At 39.8% G+C, this 17,209-nt stretch carries 16 protein-coding genes; 14 read left to right on the top strand and 2 right to left on the bottom strand.

The window, feature by feature from the left end; genetic code table 11:
* Positions 1-95 precede the first annotated feature (95 nt).
* Positions 96-434 (bottom strand): hypothetical protein, encoded by a 339-nt coding sequence (locus tag D9T21_RS16380; RefSeq protein ID WP_241155737.1) that lies wholly within the window; start codon positions 432-434, stop codon positions 96-98.
* Positions 435-846: 412 nt separating this feature from the next.
* Between D9T21_RS16380 and D9T21_RS22775 the strand changes: the two genes are divergently transcribed.
* From D9T21_RS22775 to D9T21_RS16410, 7 genes are read left to right on the top strand one after another with little or no spacing between them, the layout of a single operon-like run.
* Positions 847-1,188 (top strand): hypothetical protein, encoded by a 342-nt coding sequence (locus D9T21_RS22775; protein ID WP_164464718.1) that lies wholly within the window; start codon positions 847-849, stop codon positions 1,186-1,188.
* A 5-nt stretch (positions 1,189-1,193) separates the two neighbouring features.
* The gene (locus tag D9T21_RS16385) at positions 1,194-2,021 is read left to right on the top strand and encodes a TnsA endonuclease N-terminal domain-containing protein (RefSeq protein WP_123326066.1); all 828 of its coding nucleotides are present in this window, start codon (positions 1,194-1,196) and stop codon (positions 2,019-2,021) included.
* A gap of 9 nt (positions 2,022-2,030) precedes the next feature.
* Positions 2,031-4,256, top strand: coding sequence for a DDE-type integrase/transposase/recombinase (locus D9T21_RS16390; protein ID WP_123326068.1), 2,226 nt, complete (start codon positions 2,031-2,033; stop codon positions 4,254-4,256).
* Positions 4,243-5,673 carry an ATP-binding protein gene (locus D9T21_RS16395; RefSeq protein ID WP_123326070.1) on the top strand — a complete coding sequence of 477 codons (1,431 nt, stop codon included), beginning with the start codon at positions 4,243-4,245 and terminating at the stop codon, positions 5,671-5,673. Before D9T21_RS16390 ends, D9T21_RS16395 begins: the two co-directional genes overlap by 14 nt.
* 2 nt (positions 5,674-5,675) lie before the next feature.
* Complete coding sequence (locus D9T21_RS16400) at positions 5,676-6,641, top strand: TniQ family protein (protein WP_123326072.1); 966 nt, start codon at positions 5,676-5,678, stop codon at positions 6,639-6,641.
* Positions 6,631-8,070, top strand: coding sequence for a TnsD family Tn7-like transposition protein (locus D9T21_RS16405; RefSeq protein ID WP_164464719.1), 1,440 nt, complete (start codon positions 6,631-6,633; stop codon positions 8,068-8,070). The genes D9T21_RS16400 and D9T21_RS16405 overlap by 11 nt, the downstream gene beginning before the upstream one ends.
* Before the next feature lies 1 nt (position 8,071).
* Complete coding sequence (locus D9T21_RS16410; RefSeq protein WP_123326076.1) at positions 8,072-8,257, top strand: hypothetical protein; 186 nt, start codon at positions 8,072-8,074, stop codon at positions 8,255-8,257.
* 83 nt (positions 8,258-8,340) lie between these two features.
* On the opposite strand, the gene D9T21_RS16415 is transcribed toward D9T21_RS16410, so the two are convergent.
* Positions 8,341-8,694, bottom strand: a complete 354-nt coding sequence (locus D9T21_RS16415; RefSeq protein ID WP_123326078.1) for a DUF3147 family protein — start codon at positions 8,692-8,694, stop codon at positions 8,341-8,343.
* An 84-nt stretch (positions 8,695-8,778) separates the two neighbouring features.
* On the opposite strand from D9T21_RS16415, the gene D9T21_RS16420 reads away from it, so the two are divergent.
* The 7 genes from D9T21_RS16420 to D9T21_RS16450 are packed head-to-tail and all read left to right on the top strand — an operon-like array spanning position 8,779 to position 17,173.
* Positions 8,779-9,162, top strand: a complete 384-nt coding sequence (locus D9T21_RS16420) for a BlaI/MecI/CopY family transcriptional regulator (RefSeq protein ID WP_064663795.1) — start codon at positions 8,779-8,781, stop codon at positions 9,160-9,162.
* 2 nt (positions 9,163-9,164) lie between these two features.
* Entirely contained in the window at positions 9,165-10,154 is a 990-nt protein-coding gene (locus D9T21_RS16425) for a M56 family metallopeptidase (RefSeq protein ID WP_123326080.1), read from the top strand.
* 13 nt (positions 10,155-10,167) lie between these two features.
* Positions 10,168-11,505 carry a TolC family protein gene (locus D9T21_RS16430; RefSeq protein ID WP_206427291.1) on the top strand — a complete coding sequence of 446 codons (1,338 nt, stop codon included), beginning with the start codon at positions 10,168-10,170 and terminating at the stop codon, positions 11,503-11,505.
* Positions 11,506-11,521: 16 nt separating this feature from the next.
* Complete coding sequence (locus tag D9T21_RS16435) at positions 11,522-12,754, top strand: efflux RND transporter periplasmic adaptor subunit (protein WP_123326082.1); 1,233 nt, start codon at positions 11,522-11,524, stop codon at positions 12,752-12,754.
* A 10-nt stretch (positions 12,755-12,764) separates the two neighbouring features.
* Positions 12,765-15,908 (top strand): efflux RND transporter permease subunit, encoded by a 3,144-nt coding sequence (locus D9T21_RS16440; RefSeq protein WP_123326084.1) that lies wholly within the window; start codon positions 12,765-12,767, stop codon positions 15,906-15,908.
* 1 nt (position 15,909) lies between these two features.
* Positions 15,910-16,593 carry a HupE/UreJ family protein gene (locus D9T21_RS16445; RefSeq protein WP_370626083.1) on the top strand — a complete coding sequence of 228 codons (684 nt, stop codon included), beginning with the start codon at positions 15,910-15,912 and terminating at the stop codon, positions 16,591-16,593.
* Between the two features lie 55 nt (positions 16,594-16,648).
* A complete protein-coding gene (locus tag D9T21_RS16450) occupies positions 16,649-17,173 on the top strand; it encodes a hypothetical protein (protein ID WP_123326088.1) in 525 nt (174 codons plus the stop codon).
* The last annotated feature ends 36 nt before the right edge of the window (positions 17,174-17,209 follow it).

Here is a 17,209-nt window from a genome sequence, read left to right on the forward strand (position 1 = left end):
GCAGTCACGATACTATGATCCTTTAAATTGAATCTATTACCTAGAATTCATTGAATTTCGAGTGCCGAAGACTTCAATTTTCAAGCATCACTGTTTTAATGAATCATTCCATTCGATGCTGTATTTAATTGAGCGATCTGTATTGGGCTGTACCCCATTCGTAATAATTCAAAATCACGAAAATCAATGGCAGCATCTGTTCCCGTCCCATGAAGTACATAGACGCTGCCACTGTGCGTTTCAATAATACCTCTTTTCAGGTCACATTTCTCAATACGAGAGCTGGTGACATAATCATTTGGTGCAAACCTGTAGGTTTGGTCATCTAGTACGAAGCCATATAAAACCTTGCCTACGAACGTATTATGGTCATGTTGATCATAGCGGTCATATACGGAAACTATAATCCAATTGTAAACTGTCGTTGTTGCCATAGTAAGTTCGCTCTAGTGTTGGTCTTCATAAATCCTAGCTGAGTAGCTTTTAAAAACATAGGCCAAAGCATGGAGGTAATATGGATTATTTGCACTATGAGAATTTGAGATCTTTGATCTGCTCTTCAATTTCAAACACGAATCGAAAAAAATACAAAAAGTTTTCTGCGTGATTTTTTAACTTATTTTTCTCTGAATCGCCCTTAAAAAATAATTTATATGAAAATATATATAAATTAAGTTCTTATTAAACAATGTATTGGGAAATTACTAAATAATAAACATTAAAATAAATATATAATTTAACGTTTATTAAATCCTTTAAAAACAACGGGTTATGCTATTCCGCTTCTTGATTTTTGTGTTTATTTGTTCTATTTGTTTTAAGTGATTAAAAACTTAAGGTGAAATCATGAATACACTCAAATTAAGCGAACATTCTTTTTCAAGTGTTAAACAACTTTGTAAATCAGTAATTAATTCAACAGCTCTGAAAGTGCGCTTGATGCCTCAGTGTATAGAAGTTGAAAAAGTGGGATTATGCAGATTAAGCCAAAAAATGGTAACGGTACTTAGCATCAACAATATCGAATGTATCGAAGTACCGAGTTCACTTTTGAACTCTCCTGATGCACGTAAAATATTGCAGCTGCTTTTTAACTTAAACATAAAGCTTTGTTTTGAACCTGAGCTGACTAACTCCCAGTTGAAGTTGCTTCCATTGTCTGTTTTACGAAGAGTAACCTTTGGGTAACCGTCATGGCAGTCAAGCAACCTGATCTAACGGCTGAAATCGTTGGTGATTTGAGACGATGGAAAAAACTGACTCTTGAGCAAGGACATGCTCCTTGGGTAAGGGTCACTGATGTGAACAAAATGGGACGGAGACACTTAGTTGAATGTCCAAAACAAAAGCGAACCATTCACTTGCTTAGTGATGGCGAATACAGGGCATACCAGATACTAATATGGCGGCCCAATGTTATAGCAGTATATGAGCAAGTACCGTTACACATTCCGTCAACACTTAAGATAGCTCGCCAACTTAACATTGTTCATCATAAAAACTATGAAACCAATGAGGCTTATGTAGCTAGTACAGATTTTGTTGTTCATGAGGTAAACCTCAAGTCTAAGCAAATAGAGAAAATCGCTTATAGCTTTAAGTACTTTGATCAGTTTTACAGACTCGATGAAAGAGGAAAGCCTGTTTTAAAAAGAGGACGCACGCTTCAAAAGCAAAAAATAGAGCGTGAGTATTGGCGCAAAAAAGGAGTTATATTCCGTCTTATAACAGAATTAAATGCTACCAAAGCCAAATGCTGGAACATTGATTGGTTTACTCAGGCGTTTGGTATTGACGTTGATAAACACACCCAAATAAAATTTTGTGAATTGTTTTTAGAGCACTGGTATCTAGCACCTTTAAGTACTATTCAGGATCACATCGACTTTGCTTGCAAAAAGCTTCTGTTAAGTAAAAAGCAAGGCATTACTTTATTTAAGCTATCTGCACTAGATCAATTGTTACCGTTAGATCTCAGTGAAAAGTTGAAACTTTACTACCCAGTGAAATTAGTGGGCTAGGGGGTAGTTATGTACGAAGGCCTGCAAATAGTTAACCAAAATGAAGGCATAAATTACTTCATTTGTGCAATCGATAAATGGTCAGATCGAGTTGCAGTCATCGATGTTAATCACCTCGAAAATCCTAAAAATAACAACGTTAAAAAGCCTAAAATATGGACCTTCGATACGTTCAACTCATTTAAAAATAGAAAAGGAACAGAAATCCAGCGTTATGTGATGCCAATTGAGCTAGACATGACAGACTTACAAATTTTAAAAAAGCGCAACCAAACTTGGATTGATTTTAGAGAAAAACGAGTCAAAAAAATCAAATCATTACTTAATGACGAATGTGTCAACGAGTACTTATTTGGTGACGGTATCGCTGAAAAGATTGAACAGCTAATAGAGCAAGGTCACGAATGGAAAAGTGAAGGGGCGTTTTACAATGCCTTTAACAAGTATATTGCTTTTGGTTGTGTTGAGAATGCTTTTTTACCTTTTGGATTTAAGAATTGTGGTTCAAATTACCACCATGTAATTACACTCAAAGATGCAAATATCAAACGAGGACGCAAATCAGGAAAGCTTGATAAACAGTCCAAAGGTCGTCAAAAAACTGTTAGCAAACATCGTGGAGTGACCGATGTTGATAAACAAAATATGTTTCGTCTTTATTCATATTTTAAGCGCCATAACCTTCGGTACAAACCTGCATATGCACTGAGAGTATATCAACGAGAATTTGAAGTCGTTATTGAAGTAGTAGAAACCCCTAATGGAACAATCGAATGCGTAAGAGCCTTGCCTCCTGAAGAATGTATTTCAGATGGAATGTTCTACAGGCATTGGCGTATTTTGATCAAACATGAAGATTTGATGAGATTAAAATATGGTGATATTGCTTATGATAAGGACTGGAAACCCAGATTTGAGAGAGCGCGAGATGGCGTAATTGGACCCTCGTTTCGTTATGAAATAGACGCCACTATTGCCGACATATACATTCGATATTCCTATGATACTACTGGTAGATGGTCTGTAGGTAGACCCGTAATCTATTTTGTTGTTGATGTGTATACCACAATGATTGTTGGCTATTACATAGGATTTCATGGCCCCGATTGGATAGGGGCATCTGAGGCTATGGTAAATGCATGTTTACCAAAGGCTGAACATTGCGCCAAATATGGCATAACTTTAAAAGAAAATGAGTGGCCTTGTTTTCACATTCCATCTCAACTTACCGCTGATAATGGTTCTGAATATTCACTTAAACATTTAGAACCTATGCTCAAAGCCAACCTTCGCCTTCGCACTGTCAACTTTGTTCCTGTATATCGAGGAGATTGTAAGTCAATTGTCGAAAGACGTTTTGGCATTGTGCAAGACATGACGATTAACTTTGTTGCGGGTGCAACTGTAGATCTGAAAAGAGAAGAACAGCACCCTAGTAATAAGGCTATCTATACTATAGACGCACTTCATAGCATTATTATCAAAGACATTCTTCATCATAACAATACGAGCAACAGAGTTCATTTACTGAATAAGCGTGATGCTAAAAATAGTATTGGATTTACTCCAAGAGAGCTTTGGCTAGGCAACATTGATGAAGAAATGAATGGCGGTAATCCAGTTTTGACTGAGTATGATCGTATGCATGTTAGATGGGCTTTCTTATTAAAAGATCAAGCTTCTGTGCGAGACGGGTCTATTCATTTTCGGGGGCTTGAATATGATTCAGGCTACGCGCATGAACAAAAGTGGTATATCAGAGCTAAACAACATGGGGTCTTTAAGATCACTGTAGGTTGGACAAGAGCTTCAGGCAACTTCTTAATTTTTCGAACCGATGATGGTTCCTATGTCGAATTAACCCTTAAGCGAGATGACCATTGTGAACGATTTGCCGATGAGTCGTGGGACATGATCTTTCATCGTTTGTACGAAGAGCTACAAGAGTCCTATGGGCTTGGGCAAATAGAAAGAGATGAACGGATCAAAAAAGAGCATGAACTTAAAAAGCTAACTGCGCAACAATTTGAAGCCATGCGAGATGCACCTGAGAATACAAGAAGATCCATACAGCCGGGTATCAGGGCAAGACAAAACATACAACGTCAAATAGATATGCTAGAGGTGTCTTCTAACATTCAAGGGGCATTTAAAGGGTCGTCACCTTCTCAAAGCACAACTAAACAACCTCAGAAAACCTCAGATATAGATAGGAGTTTGTATGACGCAGACTAATTTGAACAAGGTTATGCAAGCGGTATACAGCAAACATCCAGATCCCGTTTTAAATGGAAACCCACTGACAGAGGCATTAACCGTTATGTTAAAGCGGGAAGAGGTTATTAAAAAATTACACAAGCCTCATCCAACTGCCAATGATTTTACCGAGTTTCAAAGCTTTTATAAAAAAACACAGATAAATCATTTTAGAAAAGTTGTGTCACCTCATCCTCATAGCTTTTATATGTATCATAAATTTATGGAGCTTATATTGTGCGGATACGTTGATAGAAACCCTTTTGAACCTAACTATCTGAATCAGAGAACCACCATTGGTGAAAACGCAATAGAAGGAGTTTATGACGATAATTTAAACTTATCTTTTAGTATTTCATCAGCACCTAGTTGCGTTGTTACTGGGATAAGTGGAACATCCAAAACTACTACAGTGCGCTCAGTTCTCTCATTAATACCTCAAGTAATTGAGCACGAGAGCTTTCATGGAGAGCCGTTTCAAACTAAACAATTAACATATGTAAGCTTTGATTGTGCAGCATCGAAGTCACCAAAGGCACTTGCACTATCTTTTTTTGCTGCTGTTGATGCTGTATTGAACACGCAGTACTTTAAAACTTGGGAAAAGCGAAGCAAAGAGTCTGTTGAGCGGTTTTATGCGAACATGCAATTGGTTGCTACTAAGCATCACATTGGTTTGATTCATATTGATGAAGTTCAGTTTTTCTTAAAGCACATTACCTCTTCAGACTCTCCAAATTTAACGGTAATTGAGTCTCTTTTTAACAAGATAGGCATACCTGTGGTCCTTAGCTGTACTTTAGAAGGGCTTGAACTATTTGAACCTATTCCGTCAAAAGACCAAAGTAAATACCTCGACATGACCACAACTCGCAGAATGCTTGATGATAGAGAGTTTGTATTTGGCACATATCCTTTAGATTCAGATGAGTTTAATAAGATTTTTACTGATTTTTTCCCAGAGACAATTTGTAGGGGTGGTGTTCCTACAGATGCTTTCAAAGCAGAGTTTCATCGCTTATCAGTGGGTATTCCAGCAATCATTAATCGTTTAGCGAAACTTCATCATGAACAGGTGATTATTACAAAAAAGAAAACTGATGACATCGCAATACTTAATCAAGTTTATAAAACTCAGTTTAGGCATATCGATTTTGCGTTAGAGCAATTGCGTATGGTTGAACAAACAGACAGCCCTAACGAAAGTCAGTTAAAAAATTATGAGGAAGCTCTACCCAGAGATAATAAGGGTAACGCTGTTTGGGAGAATAAGAAAAAGGATGATATTGATAAACCTCCTGTCGTACATCAAGTTCCTGATATTCCGGAGTATGGTGGGCCGGAAGATAATAACAGCAATCTTATTGATGACGACAATTTTGAAAGTGGGTTTTAACCATGTTTAGCGGTTTTCCCGCTCCAATTATCGGAGAGCATATTAATGGCGTGTTAGCTCGTTACTGTGTGTGGGAGGGGAATAGGTCATTTAGAAGAGTAATTAGGTTTGTTACATCTTCAGATTATGAGCTTAATAACAAATATTTTTGGCGCGAGAATTTCGAGAAAATATGGCGTTTATACGAAGGAATTCTTCCAAGGGAGCAACTTCTTGCAAGCCATACAGCATTTCGTTTTAATTCAAGGTTTTTACCAAAAGTTCTAGTACAAGATATTAGTGAAGCCGCAACCAACCAAACATTGTCATTTAGCGGTGTAAAGAATATTGCATTTAATAATGTTTGGCGTTGGTGTCCAGTTTGTGTTGAACAAGATAAGTTAAATGTGGGCACACGTTATTGGCATGTCATACATCAAATACCCACTATACTGAGATGTCCAAGTCATGAGGTAAAGTTAATATATGGCTGCACCTGCAAAGGTTATCACCTTACAAAACTCGCAAACCATCCACTACCGCCCAATGATAAAAAATGCCCTTTATGTCATAAAATTATTCAGACCAATATTGTTGGCTTGTCAGATGAAGAGCTTTGGCTTGAATTGTTAACTCTAGAGGTAATAAAGAAAAAGCCTCAAAGTCGGTTAAATAAAATAAAAAACGCACTCAAGGTTGCTCTATCTCTGCCTAATTCTGCTGAAAAGCTTAGTAAAAGTCATCGAGTGTCACTTAGAAAGTACCAGAGTGTTTTGGATTACTTGGTTTTAGATTGGCATTACAAAAATTTTTTTGAATTTCCCAACTTCAACCATGAATCATCTACTTCGCCATATTGCATCAATCTCACCATGCTAATTTACAGCAATAAGTATTTTGCACCTCTTTCTTATATTGCCAGTCTACGCATGTTTTATAGCCAATCTGAAGTTGAAAATATATTACTGGGAGAGCATTGTGGACTATAGCGGCTTATTCCCAGATGAAACCCTAACCAGCTTTATCGTAAGGCAATTATACTTTAGTGGTTATCCTCACATTCGCATTGCTCAAAACTACTATTGGGGTAGTGATAATCTGCAAATAAACAGTCCATTTCCTAGCTTGATTCCTTGGATTTCTGACAACTATGGCATTCATCCTATTGAGCTATTAGACAACCACACATGTCTAAACTACTTCAAACCATTTCTAGGTCAAAATAAATATGAGCCAGTCAAACAAGCACTTATTGATGGTAATGTTGAGTTTGTGCAAAAGTGGCTTGGTATTACATCTAACCGAGTGAATGAAGGAAGTTGCCTGTACTATTGCCCTGAATGTGTAAATGACGATTTGGAACAATATGGTGTGGCATATTGGCATCGGAAACATCAACTTTATGCATTGGTAACCTGCCCAGTACATGCTAAAGAGTTGTTGAAGATACAGGTCACGCGAAGAGAAGTGTCGTTACCTCCACAACGGCATAATGAGATATTTGATGAAGGTGAATTGCATCACAATCACTTTTCGAGTTTTAGCCATTGGGCACTAACTCAATCAGATATTGATATGTTTGATTATGAAAGGCTAACAAACTGTTATCGCATTGAGCTATTTAACAAAGAGTTTGCTTGCAAAAGCCTTAGGATTAGGCAGAAGAATCTAAGAGAAGATTTGCAGGGGTATTATGCCGCAGAATTGAACCATGCTGCATGGCAGACGTTATTTGCAACCAACAAAACCTATCCGTACCCAAGTCAGCTTTTTTATAACTACCATGATTGCCATTTACATCCTGCGAAACATTTGGCTTTGATGTCATATCTATTCTCTACACCTGACTCATTTCTATCAAAATACCATAGCGCTAATGAAGATTTAGAAAAGCACTATAAATCCAGTATCTCAGTTCGAAGGCGTACAAGCGACAGCTTAAAAAGTAAGTTGATTCTGAGTCTATTTAGACAGGGAAAAAGCCTTCGTAACATTGCCAAACAGGTCAAGTTAAGTGTTACTGCCGTCAAATCAAAGGTTGTTGCTGGTGGCGGGAAAGTGAAAAGCCGCGCATCTAAGATTTTTGAAAATGACCGCAGAGCGATATTGCGCAAACTGATGATGGGCATCCCAGCTAAGGATATTGCAAACGGACTTAATTTAAGTACAGGTGCTATTGAGCAAGTATTGACCCAACATCCAGAACTTGTTGAACAACGTAAGCACCTCCGTTTTAGGGCAAAGCTTGTAAAGCATCGTAAATCTTTGTCACTAGCAATGAAGAAGTTTCCTAGATATTCACGCAATCAACTTAAGCATAAATTTAACGCTAGTTATTTGTGGCTTTTTAAGCATGACAAAAATTGGCTATACCGACATTTACCATCCCGCAAGCAATATATAAAACTGGAGAAATAAAATGACTGATGAAAAATATGAACTTAATGTTAAAGGTTTAGTTAATGAATTTGTCTCAGACAATGGGCCTAGCTTTAACTTTTTAAGAGGTGATTACAAAAGTAAAGAAGAGCGAGAGGCTGGTGAAAAGCAGCAATTAGAACGAGCCATAAATTCATCAAATATTGGTCTAAACAAGAAGCAATAGATTGAACATTTAAATTCGTATGACAGCAGCTTAGTACCTAACCTCTATGCTTCTTTGCTAATTTCGGAGCTTATTGTATGTAATTAAGGAAGCAAATTTATTCCAAATTGTTTCAGCAATAACGAAAACAGCCAAAAACAAATTATCGTTACTATTGAGCTGATGAGTAACGATACCCAAAAACTGTAGCGTTGCATCAGCGTGGGGAAAATAAAAAACATTGGTAACGTCGGAAGAACATACCAAAAGGTGTACCAAGCATGATTGGCTATTTTCTCTGACGGCTGCTTTTCAACATATAACCAAATCATGGTTAAAATGGTGACTGTCGGTAATGCCACTATCAGTGCGCCTAGTTTATCATTTCGTTTTGCTAGCTCTGATGCCACGACAATGACCGTAGAGGTGATCAAATACTTAGTTATTAGCCAACCCATATAATACCCTTAAATCTAAAAACCGATTGCCTATCGGTTTTTGTTGTGACAATATAGCCAGCGAATTAAATAGAGTAAAGTGTTATGCAGTTAGGTGAACTAGAAAAGTTAGTGCTTCAACATTTCTGGAATGTCAAAGAGGCGGACGCAAAGCAAGTACATAAAGTACTGGGGCTTGCACGTGGTAATTCGTTAAATACCATTCAAAGTACGCTTGATAGGTTATTTAAAAAAGAGTTACTTAAGCGAACTAAACAAGGCCATGCGTATTGTTATTCAGCCAGAGTAGATCGTGAAGGTTTAATTGCTCAGCTTATTTCAAATGTGACCAGTGACTTTGTTGAAGATGGTGAAAACAGCTTAATAGCCGCTTTTAGTTCCGCTTCAGCACAACTTAATGACGCACAACTCGATACATTAGAAAAAATGATCGAAAAACAGCGCCAGTTGAGAAAGGAACAGGCTTAATTATGTTAGTTGGAGATATGGCAATCGCACTAAACTTGCTCAGTGTTGCAGTGCTTGCATTTGTGATCGGTATTGCAAGTGTAGCTGTCGTATCTCGTTTTGTGTTGTTCAGGCTCAATCAAGTCAGTTTTAATAGTCAAAAATTTATAATGTGGTCTCTTGTTAGTGCGCCTTGGTGGATAGCACTTTCTTGCATCGGTTACTTTATGCCCTACTCGATAGGGCTTGATAAAATTTTTAAAATAAGCTGGTTCGAAGATTTTGCCCATTGGCACCATATCGATATTTTCAGCTTTTCAAGTTGGCACGCGTTAACATTGCTTTTGGCATTGATCTATTTAGCATGGCGCGTAGCAAAGACTATCTTAGCTAGGACCAAACAATCTATCGCATTATCGAGTTTGCTAAGCTTTTCTGACGCACAAGATGCTAAGACGACTAATGGCAATCAATATTTCTTGATGCCTGTTAAAGTACCTGTTGCTTTTACTACAGGCTTTATATCGCCCAAGATCTACGTATCAACCGGACTACAAACCCAAGTTAGCGATGAACAACTTAATATCATCGTTAATCATGAGCTTGCCCATGTAACGGCAAGAGATCCGTTATTTAAAGTGCTCTTCACGGCACTAGCCAGCTTCTATCCATCACGTATAAAACAAACCCTAATTGAGCAATATGTCTTAATGACGGAAAAGATAGCCGATAATGAGGTCTCTAAAGAATACGACCACCTTGATGTCGCACAGACATTGATTGACGTCGCTAGGCTTCAAAAGGCACTTCCTACGGATTACGATCAGGCTCCTGTTAGCTACTTCGGACATGATCACACCAGTCTTCGTGTTGAGCGGTTATTAAATCCAATTAATAAACCATCACTTACCACTATCTTCATTACTCTAGCATTATTGGTAACTATGCCTGTATTTGCTGCATCCACGGTCGATAGTTTCCATCACTTTATCGAAACTTTTTTCATCCATTAATTAAGGATATGGAATGAGATTTAACCCATATAAAAACAAGCGTAATGGCAACAGCCAAAAACCGATTAGCTATCGGTTTTTGGCTATTGGTATAGCTGTAACAACGGGAGTTGGTTTAGCAATACCAACCCCCTCTTTGGCTAATTCGCAGTCCCAGCAGCAAATACAGTCATCACATCAGATTATTAATCTGAGCAAGGCTGTGACCATGACTCTGGAAAGTCATCCCGAACTGAAAGCCTTGGTAGCTGAAGAAGCTGTGTGGCAAGGCAATATCGAGCAAGCTGCCATTGGAGAACGCCCTCAAATAGGTTTAATGATTGAGGATGCGTTAGGGACAGGTGAGCATAGTGCATTAAAAAGTATGCAATCGACACTCACTTACTCTTGGCTACTTCAACAAGATCAAATTGATGGCAGAGTTAATGCGGCAAAAAGCCAAGCAAGTGCAGTAATAGTAGAGCAAAAAATAAAAGCACTCGATCTTTCTGCGATTGTTGCAAAGCAGTTTGTTGAAATCTTGATAAAGCAAGAGCGCTTGAAATTAAATCAATTAGCAGTTTCTCAGGCACAGGAAGTGGTTGACGCGATTGCCAAAAGAGTAAAAGCGGGTAAAAGTTCCAATGTTGAAATGCGCTTGGCTCAAGCCGAGCTGGTTCGAAGAAATCTCGCTGTAGAAGATTTAGAGCACGAATTAAAAGCCAGTCATTATCAACTGTCATCCTTATGGGGCAAGCCTCAGGCTGAGCTTAAATTAACGGGGAATTTAATGCTTAAGCCGGAAATTCCCTCGGTAGAAAGCCAGCTAATCAAGCTTAAGGAAATCCCACAAATACAGCAGTTTGTTAATGAACAACGTATCGCTCAGTCTCAAATGGAGCTTGCACGCATTGAAGCAAAACCTCAGTGGCAACTCACTGCGGGATTGAAACGATATGAAGCGACAGATGACTTTGGTTTAGTGGCGGGTATCTCTATTCCTTGGGGGAATGCCAATAGAAATGCAGGAACAATAGCGGCCTTACGCGCAAAACAAGATGTACTGGCAACTCAGCAACAAGCCTTAATGCAGAAACTTGATGCACAGCTATATGTACTATTGCAAGAAATGGCGCATTCCCACCATGTCATTGAAACGATTCAAGCTGAAATTATTCCCGTACTAGAAACCGCATTGACTGAAGCAAGTCAGGCATTTGATATCGGCAAGCTTAGCTACAACCAGTGGAGTAATATCCGTAGAGAGCTACTTAGCGCCCAAAATCAGTTACTTGATGCATATCAATCTTTGCACTTACAACATATTGAAATTCAACGTCTAACTGGCGTGTCCGTTAGTGATAGCGAGTAGAACCGTGAGCAAACTTATGAAAAATAAAAATATCCTGTTGTCACTGAGCTTGGCGATACTTATCTCATTAACAGGTGTCATCGCACCTAATGCTGTTGCATCATCAACACCAGCAACAGAGCAAGCTGAACCAGAGAAAGGTCCACACCGTGGGCGCATGTTACGATATGGTGACTTTGCAATAGAGCTATCTATTTTTGAAACAGGTGTGCCACCAGAATTTCGAGTTTGGGCGACTAATGATGGACAGCCTATCGATCCAAAGAAAGTCGATTTAAACGTAAAATTAATTCGCTTAGGCGATGGTACTGATGATATTAACTTTAATGCCCAAGGTGATTTTCTTCGCGGTGATATGGTCATTTATGAGCCTCACTCTTTTGTTGTTGCCATTGAAGCCACTTATCAGGGTAAAAAGTACAATTGGCGATATGACAACTTCGAAGGTCGCACCACGATTGAACAGGCAGTTGCCGATGCAATGGAAATCAACACTGAAATTGCAGGCCCTGCGACCATTCATCAAACCATTCCCGCTTATGGCAAATTAAGTTTACCTGTGGACGCTAAGCGAAACATTGCTGCCCGTTTTGATGGTGAAATCACCAAGTTACATGTCAATTACGGTGAAACTGTTAAACAAGGCCAAACGCTGTTCACAGTAGAGAGTAATGAAAGTCTTAAACCCTACGTTATTAAATCGCCCACTAACGGTGTTGTTACCCAGTTATTCGCAAACGCGGGTGAGCAAACGGGTGGTAGAACCTTACTGACCATTACTAATTTTAATCGCCATATTGCCAAATTAGCGGTTTATCCTTCGGATTATTCCAAGGTGAAACTGGAAACGCCAGTAACGTTAAACGTTGAAGGTCATGAGGAAACCCTAGCTGGTAAGGTGTCATTTATTGAGCCTAGCGTGAGAGATGATCAGGCAAGAATAGTTTGGGTCGAATTAGCTGATGGCCTCTTTTCTGAAGGCAGTTTTGTTAAAGCTGACATAGAAATTGCCACTATTGATGTGCCACTGGCAGTTAAACGTGTGGGCTTGCAAGGCTTTAGAGATTTTACTGTCGTTTACGCCAAAGTGGGTGAGCAGTATGAAGTTCGTATGCTTGAGTTAGGCCGCGCTGGAGGCGAATGGATTGAAGTATTAGGTGGCTTAAAAGCGGGAACCGAATACGTGACCGACAATAGCTACATCTTAAAAGCCGACATTGAAAAGTCTGGCGCATCACACGATCACTAGGAGTGTAACAATGTTGGAGTCAATTTTACGCTTTTCAATAAAGCGCAAATTCCTTGTGATGGTGATGGTGTTAGCGGTTTCAGGTCTAGGTATTTGGAATTTTACCAAACTACCGATTGATGCAGTGCCCGATATCACCAATGTGCAGGTAATGATCAATACCGAAGCGGCTGGTTTTACTCCGTTAGAAGTTGAGCAAAGGGTAACCTTTCCGTTAGAGACCGCGTTGTCGGGTTTACCGGGGTTGACCTATACCCGCTCAGTTTCTCGTTATGGCCTATCTCAAGTGGTTGCAATATTCAGTGATGATACTGATGTCTATTTTGCCCGTCAGCTTGTTAATGAGCGTTTATCAGCGGCACGCGCTGAATTACCGCTGGGCTTAGAGCCTCAACTTGGGCCAATTGCGACAGGTCTTGGTGAAATATTCATGTTCACCGTTGATGCTGAGCCTGATGCTACACATGCTGATGGCACGCCTATAACACCAACGGATTTACGCACCGTACATGACTGGACAATAAGACCACAGTTAATGCGGGTTCCGGGTGTAGTAGAAGTGAACCCGATAGGGGGATTTGAGCGTGAAATATTAGTCGCTTTCAAACCTGAAAAGTTACTTGCTTTTGGGCTGTCACAAGCCGATGTGGTTGATGCAATTTCGCAAAACAACCAAAACCAAGGTGTAGGCTTTATTGAGCAAAATGGCGCACAGTGGTTGTTAAGGCTGCCCGGTCAGGTTACTGATATGACTGCCATTGGTAATATTCCGCTTAAGTCGGTTGATGGTTCATCAATTTATATAAAAGACGTAGCCGATATTGAAAACGGCAAAGGGCTAAGAACTGGCGCTGCTACACAAAATGGTCGTGAAGTGGTAATGAGTACTGTGTTCATGCTTATTGGTGAAAACAGCCGCACCGTTGCCCATGCAGTGGGAGAAAAGCTCAAGGAAATTAACGCCACTTTGCCAGAAGGTATTGTCGCAACTGCTGTTTATGACCGTACTAAATTAGTAGATAAAACCCTCAAAACAGTTCAACTTAACCTGACCGAAGGGGCGATACTGGTAATCGTTGTACTCTTTGTTCTTTTAGGTAACTTCAGAGCCGCATTCTTAACTGCCTTAGTGATCCCTTTTGCCATGTTAATGACAGTGACAGGTATGATACAAACTCGTGTGAGTGCAAACCTGATGAGTTTAGGCGCGTTAGATTTTGGTTTGTTAGTCGATGGTGCCATCATTATCGTAGAAAATTGTCTTCGCAGGCTAAGTCAAGCAGGAAACAATCCTCTGCCGCTAAAAGAACGTATGGAACTCGTGTTCGAAGCAACAAAAGAAGTCATACGCCCAGCGCTATTTGGCGTGTTTATTATCACCGCTGTTTACTTACCAATTTTTGCCTTAGAAGGTGTTGAAGGCAAAATGTTCCACCCGATGGCGATCACCGTGGTTATCGCTTTACTTAGCGCTATGGTGTTATCGGTTACCTTTGTGCCCGCTATGGTTGCCTTGTTATTTAAAAAGCCTGTGAAAGAAAAACATAGCCCAATAATTCGTGGTGCTGCTGTTCTTTACAAGCCCGCTTTGAGCTGGGTATTAAAAGCCCGCTGGTTAGTTGTTGTAGTCGCAACAGTATTAGTGGGTTTGTCAGGTTATCAGGCAACTAAGCTAGGTAGTGAATTTGCGCCTAATTTGGATGAAGGTGATATTGCCATGCACGCGCTGCGGATTCCGGGTACATCACTGTCTCAAGCAATCGCGCTTCAGGAATCCTTAGAATATAAAATTAAACAAATGCCAGAAGTTGAGCGCGTTTTTGCCAAAATAGGAACGGCCGATGTTGCAACCGATGCCGTGCCGCCAAGTGTCGCTGATAACTTTATTATCTTGAAACCTCGCGAGTTATGGCCTGATCCTGACAAAACTAAAGTACAAATCGTAGAAGAGCTAGCCGCGCTAGTAGAGCCAATTCCGGGTAACCGCTATGAGTTTTTACAGCCAATACAAATGCGTTTCAACGAATTATTGGCAGGGGTCAGAGCTGAACTTGCGATAAAAGTGTTTGGTGATGACTTTGATACGTTGACCACGTTAGGCGATGAGATAGAGGGTGCAATCTCTCAGGTTGAAGGTGCCGTAGATATACAAGTTGAGCAAACTACTGGGTTACCTATGCTTAATCTTGTACCAAACCGTGAAAAACTGATGCAGTTTGGCATTAACATCAGCCAAGTACAGTCTCAAGTGGCAACGGCTATGGGCGGTACAATCGCAGGTAAGTTTTATCAAGGCGATGTCCGTTCTGATATTGTAGTGCGTCTTGCAGAGTCTAAACGTAATGATATCGATTCATTACCTTATTTACCGATAACTTTGGCTGATGGACATTCAGTACCGCTTAAAGAATTAGTTGATATTGAGTTGATATCTGGTGCAAACCAAATTAACCGTGAAAATGGTAAACGGAGAGTGGTGGTAACTGCCAATGTTCGCGGAAGAGACTTAGGAAGTTTCGTTGGTGATATTAAAACGGTTATTGAAGAAAACGTAGAAGTTCCAGCAGGCTACTGGGTGGAATATGGCGGCACTTATCAAAAACTGCAATCCGCTTCAGAGCGCCTGAGTATTGTTGTACCTGTCACTTTAATCATGATTGTTGGTTTGTTAATCCTCGCACTTAACTCATTTAAAGATGCCATGATCATCTTTACGGGGGTTCCGCTCGCATTAACTGGTGGTATTGCAGCGCTGTTACTACGTGATATTCCATTCTCAATTTCGGCAGCGGTTGGCTTTATTGCCTTATCGGGCATCGCCATCTTAAATGGACTGGTTATGGTGTCGTTTATTAGAGAGCTGCGCAAAGATGGGCTGGCACTTGATAAAGCAATCTTTGACGGTGCGCTGACGCGTCTTCGACCTGTGTTAACAACGGCACTCGTTGCATCATTAGGTTTTATTCCTATGGCGCTAAATACGGGCATAGGCTCAGAGGTTCAGCGGCCTCTAGCAACAGTGGTCATTGGCGGCATTATTTCGTCAACGATTTTGACCCTGTTTGTCATTCCTGCCTTGTATAGAATTTTACATAAAGAAAAGGAGTCTATTTTGACTGATGTTGAAGTATTGGAGTCACAAGATGCCAAGTAACATGATTAAAGTACTGACCTATCTGACGATTGCGCTGTTAGCGCTTATCAGTGTTGAAGCTTTGGCTCACGGAGTTGATGACAAAACCAGAGCGTTTTTAGAGCAAAATACGGGTGTTCAGTTTATTCCATTCTTATACATAGGCGCTAAGCATATGATAACGGGCTATGACCATTTGTTGTTTTTAGTCGGTGTTATCTTCTTCTTATATCGCAGCCGTGACGTACTTTTGTACGTCACTATGTTTACTATCGGACATAGCACAACATTGCTATTTGGCGTGTTAAGCGATATTCAAGTTAATGCTTATTTAATTGATGCCATTATCGGTTTTTCTGTAATTTATAAGGGCTTCGATAATCTAGGTGGCTTTAAGCGTTGCTTTAATTGGCAACCTAATACCCAATGGGCGGTGCTGATTTTTGGTCTGTTTCATGGCTTTGGTTTAGCAACCAAGTTACAAGAATTCAGCCTTCCGGATGATGGCTTAGTGACCAATTTAATTGCGTTTAATATTGGTGTCGAGCTTGGTCAATTTGCGGCACTTGCACTGATACTTATTTTGATAAATGCGTGGCGAAAATTACCGTCATTCCAACGATTTTCAACAATTACCAATGGCGCATTAATGAGCGCTGGTGTGATGTTGATGGGCTATCAACTTACAGGTTATTTCGTTATTTAATTGATTCAATCAATAGAAATACGCGACAAATTAGAGAAAACAAAAAGAGAATCTTATGCAACATACAGTTAGTACCAAAACACTCGTTAAAGCGAGTATCTCAGCAGTCGTCGTCGCGGCTATTACTCTGGTTACCTTTATCTTACCAGCAGAGTACAACATCGATCCGACAGGTCTCGGTGGCAAGTTAGGTTTAACAGCACTTGCACAAGCGGCTGAAATGGAAACAACGTCATTAGAGACGACTAAAGGCACCGATGAGTTTCAAACAATAGAAGTGACCGTTCCAGCGGGACGTGGCATTGAATATAAATTCTATATGAAACAGCATGAAAAAATGACCTATGAATGGTTAACCGATGGTGCTTCATTGTACTTCGATTTACATGGTGAGCCTGAAGGCGACACAACGGGATATTTTGAAAGCTACACCATTGCTACAGCTAATGAAATGAAAGGCAGCTATACCACGCCATTTACTGGCTCTCATGGTTGGTACTGGAAAAACAAATCAGATAAGTCTGTTTCTATACAGCTACTGGTTAAAGGGCAATATGAAGTTATTGGCCTTAAACAATAACGACTTGAAACTTAATATCAGATATCTAATGGGAAC

Origin of the sequence: Marisediminitalea oceani (assembly GCF_003731635.1) — a bacterium.
GTDB lineage: Bacteria > Pseudomonadota > Gammaproteobacteria > Enterobacterales > Alteromonadaceae > Alteromonas > Alteromonas oceani.

Excerpts from the sequence above, each read along its gene's own strand:
- D9T21_RS16420 (WP_064663795.1), top strand. The coding sequence starts at position 8,779 with ATGCAGTTAGGTGAACTAGAAAAGTTAGTGCTTCAACATTTCTGGAAT.
- D9T21_RS16440 (WP_123326084.1), top strand. The coding sequence starts at position 12,765 with ATGTTGGAGTCAATTTTACGCTTTTCAATAAAGCGCAAATTCCTTGTG.
- D9T21_RS16380 (WP_241155737.1), bottom strand. The coding sequence starts at position 434 with ATGGCAACAACGACAGTTTACAATTGGATTATAGTTTCCGTATATGAC.
- D9T21_RS16400 (WP_123326072.1), top strand. The coding sequence starts at position 5,676 with ATGTTTAGCGGTTTTCCCGCTCCAATTATCGGAGAGCATATTAATGGC.
- D9T21_RS16450 (WP_123326088.1), top strand. The coding sequence starts at position 16,649 with ATGCAACATACAGTTAGTACCAAAACACTCGTTAAAGCGAGTATCTCA.
- D9T21_RS16445 (WP_370626083.1), top strand. The coding sequence starts at position 15,910 with ATGATTAAAGTACTGACCTATCTGACGATTGCGCTGTTAGCGCTTATC.
- D9T21_RS16410 (WP_123326076.1), top strand. The coding sequence starts at position 8,072 with ATGACTGATGAAAAATATGAACTTAATGTTAAAGGTTTAGTTAATGAA.
- D9T21_RS16435 (WP_123326082.1), top strand. The coding sequence starts at position 11,522 with ATGAAAAATAAAAATATCCTGTTGTCACTGAGCTTGGCGATACTTATC.
- D9T21_RS16425 (WP_123326080.1), top strand. The coding sequence starts at position 9,165 with ATGTTAGTTGGAGATATGGCAATCGCACTAAACTTGCTCAGTGTTGCA.
- D9T21_RS16390 (WP_123326068.1), top strand. The coding sequence starts at position 2,031 with ATGTACGAAGGCCTGCAAATAGTTAACCAAAATGAAGGCATAAATTAC.
- D9T21_RS16395 (WP_123326070.1), top strand. The coding sequence starts at position 4,243 with ATGACGCAGACTAATTTGAACAAGGTTATGCAAGCGGTATACAGCAAA.
- D9T21_RS16430 (WP_206427291.1), top strand. The coding sequence starts at position 10,168 with ATGAGATTTAACCCATATAAAAACAAGCGTAATGGCAACAGCCAAAAA.
- D9T21_RS16385 (WP_123326066.1), top strand. The coding sequence starts at position 1,194 with ATGGCAGTCAAGCAACCTGATCTAACGGCTGAAATCGTTGGTGATTTG.
- D9T21_RS22775 (WP_164464718.1), top strand. The coding sequence starts at position 847 with ATGAATACACTCAAATTAAGCGAACATTCTTTTTCAAGTGTTAAACAA.
- D9T21_RS16415 (WP_123326078.1), bottom strand. The coding sequence starts at position 8,694 with ATGGGTTGGCTAATAACTAAGTATTTGATCACCTCTACGGTCATTGTC.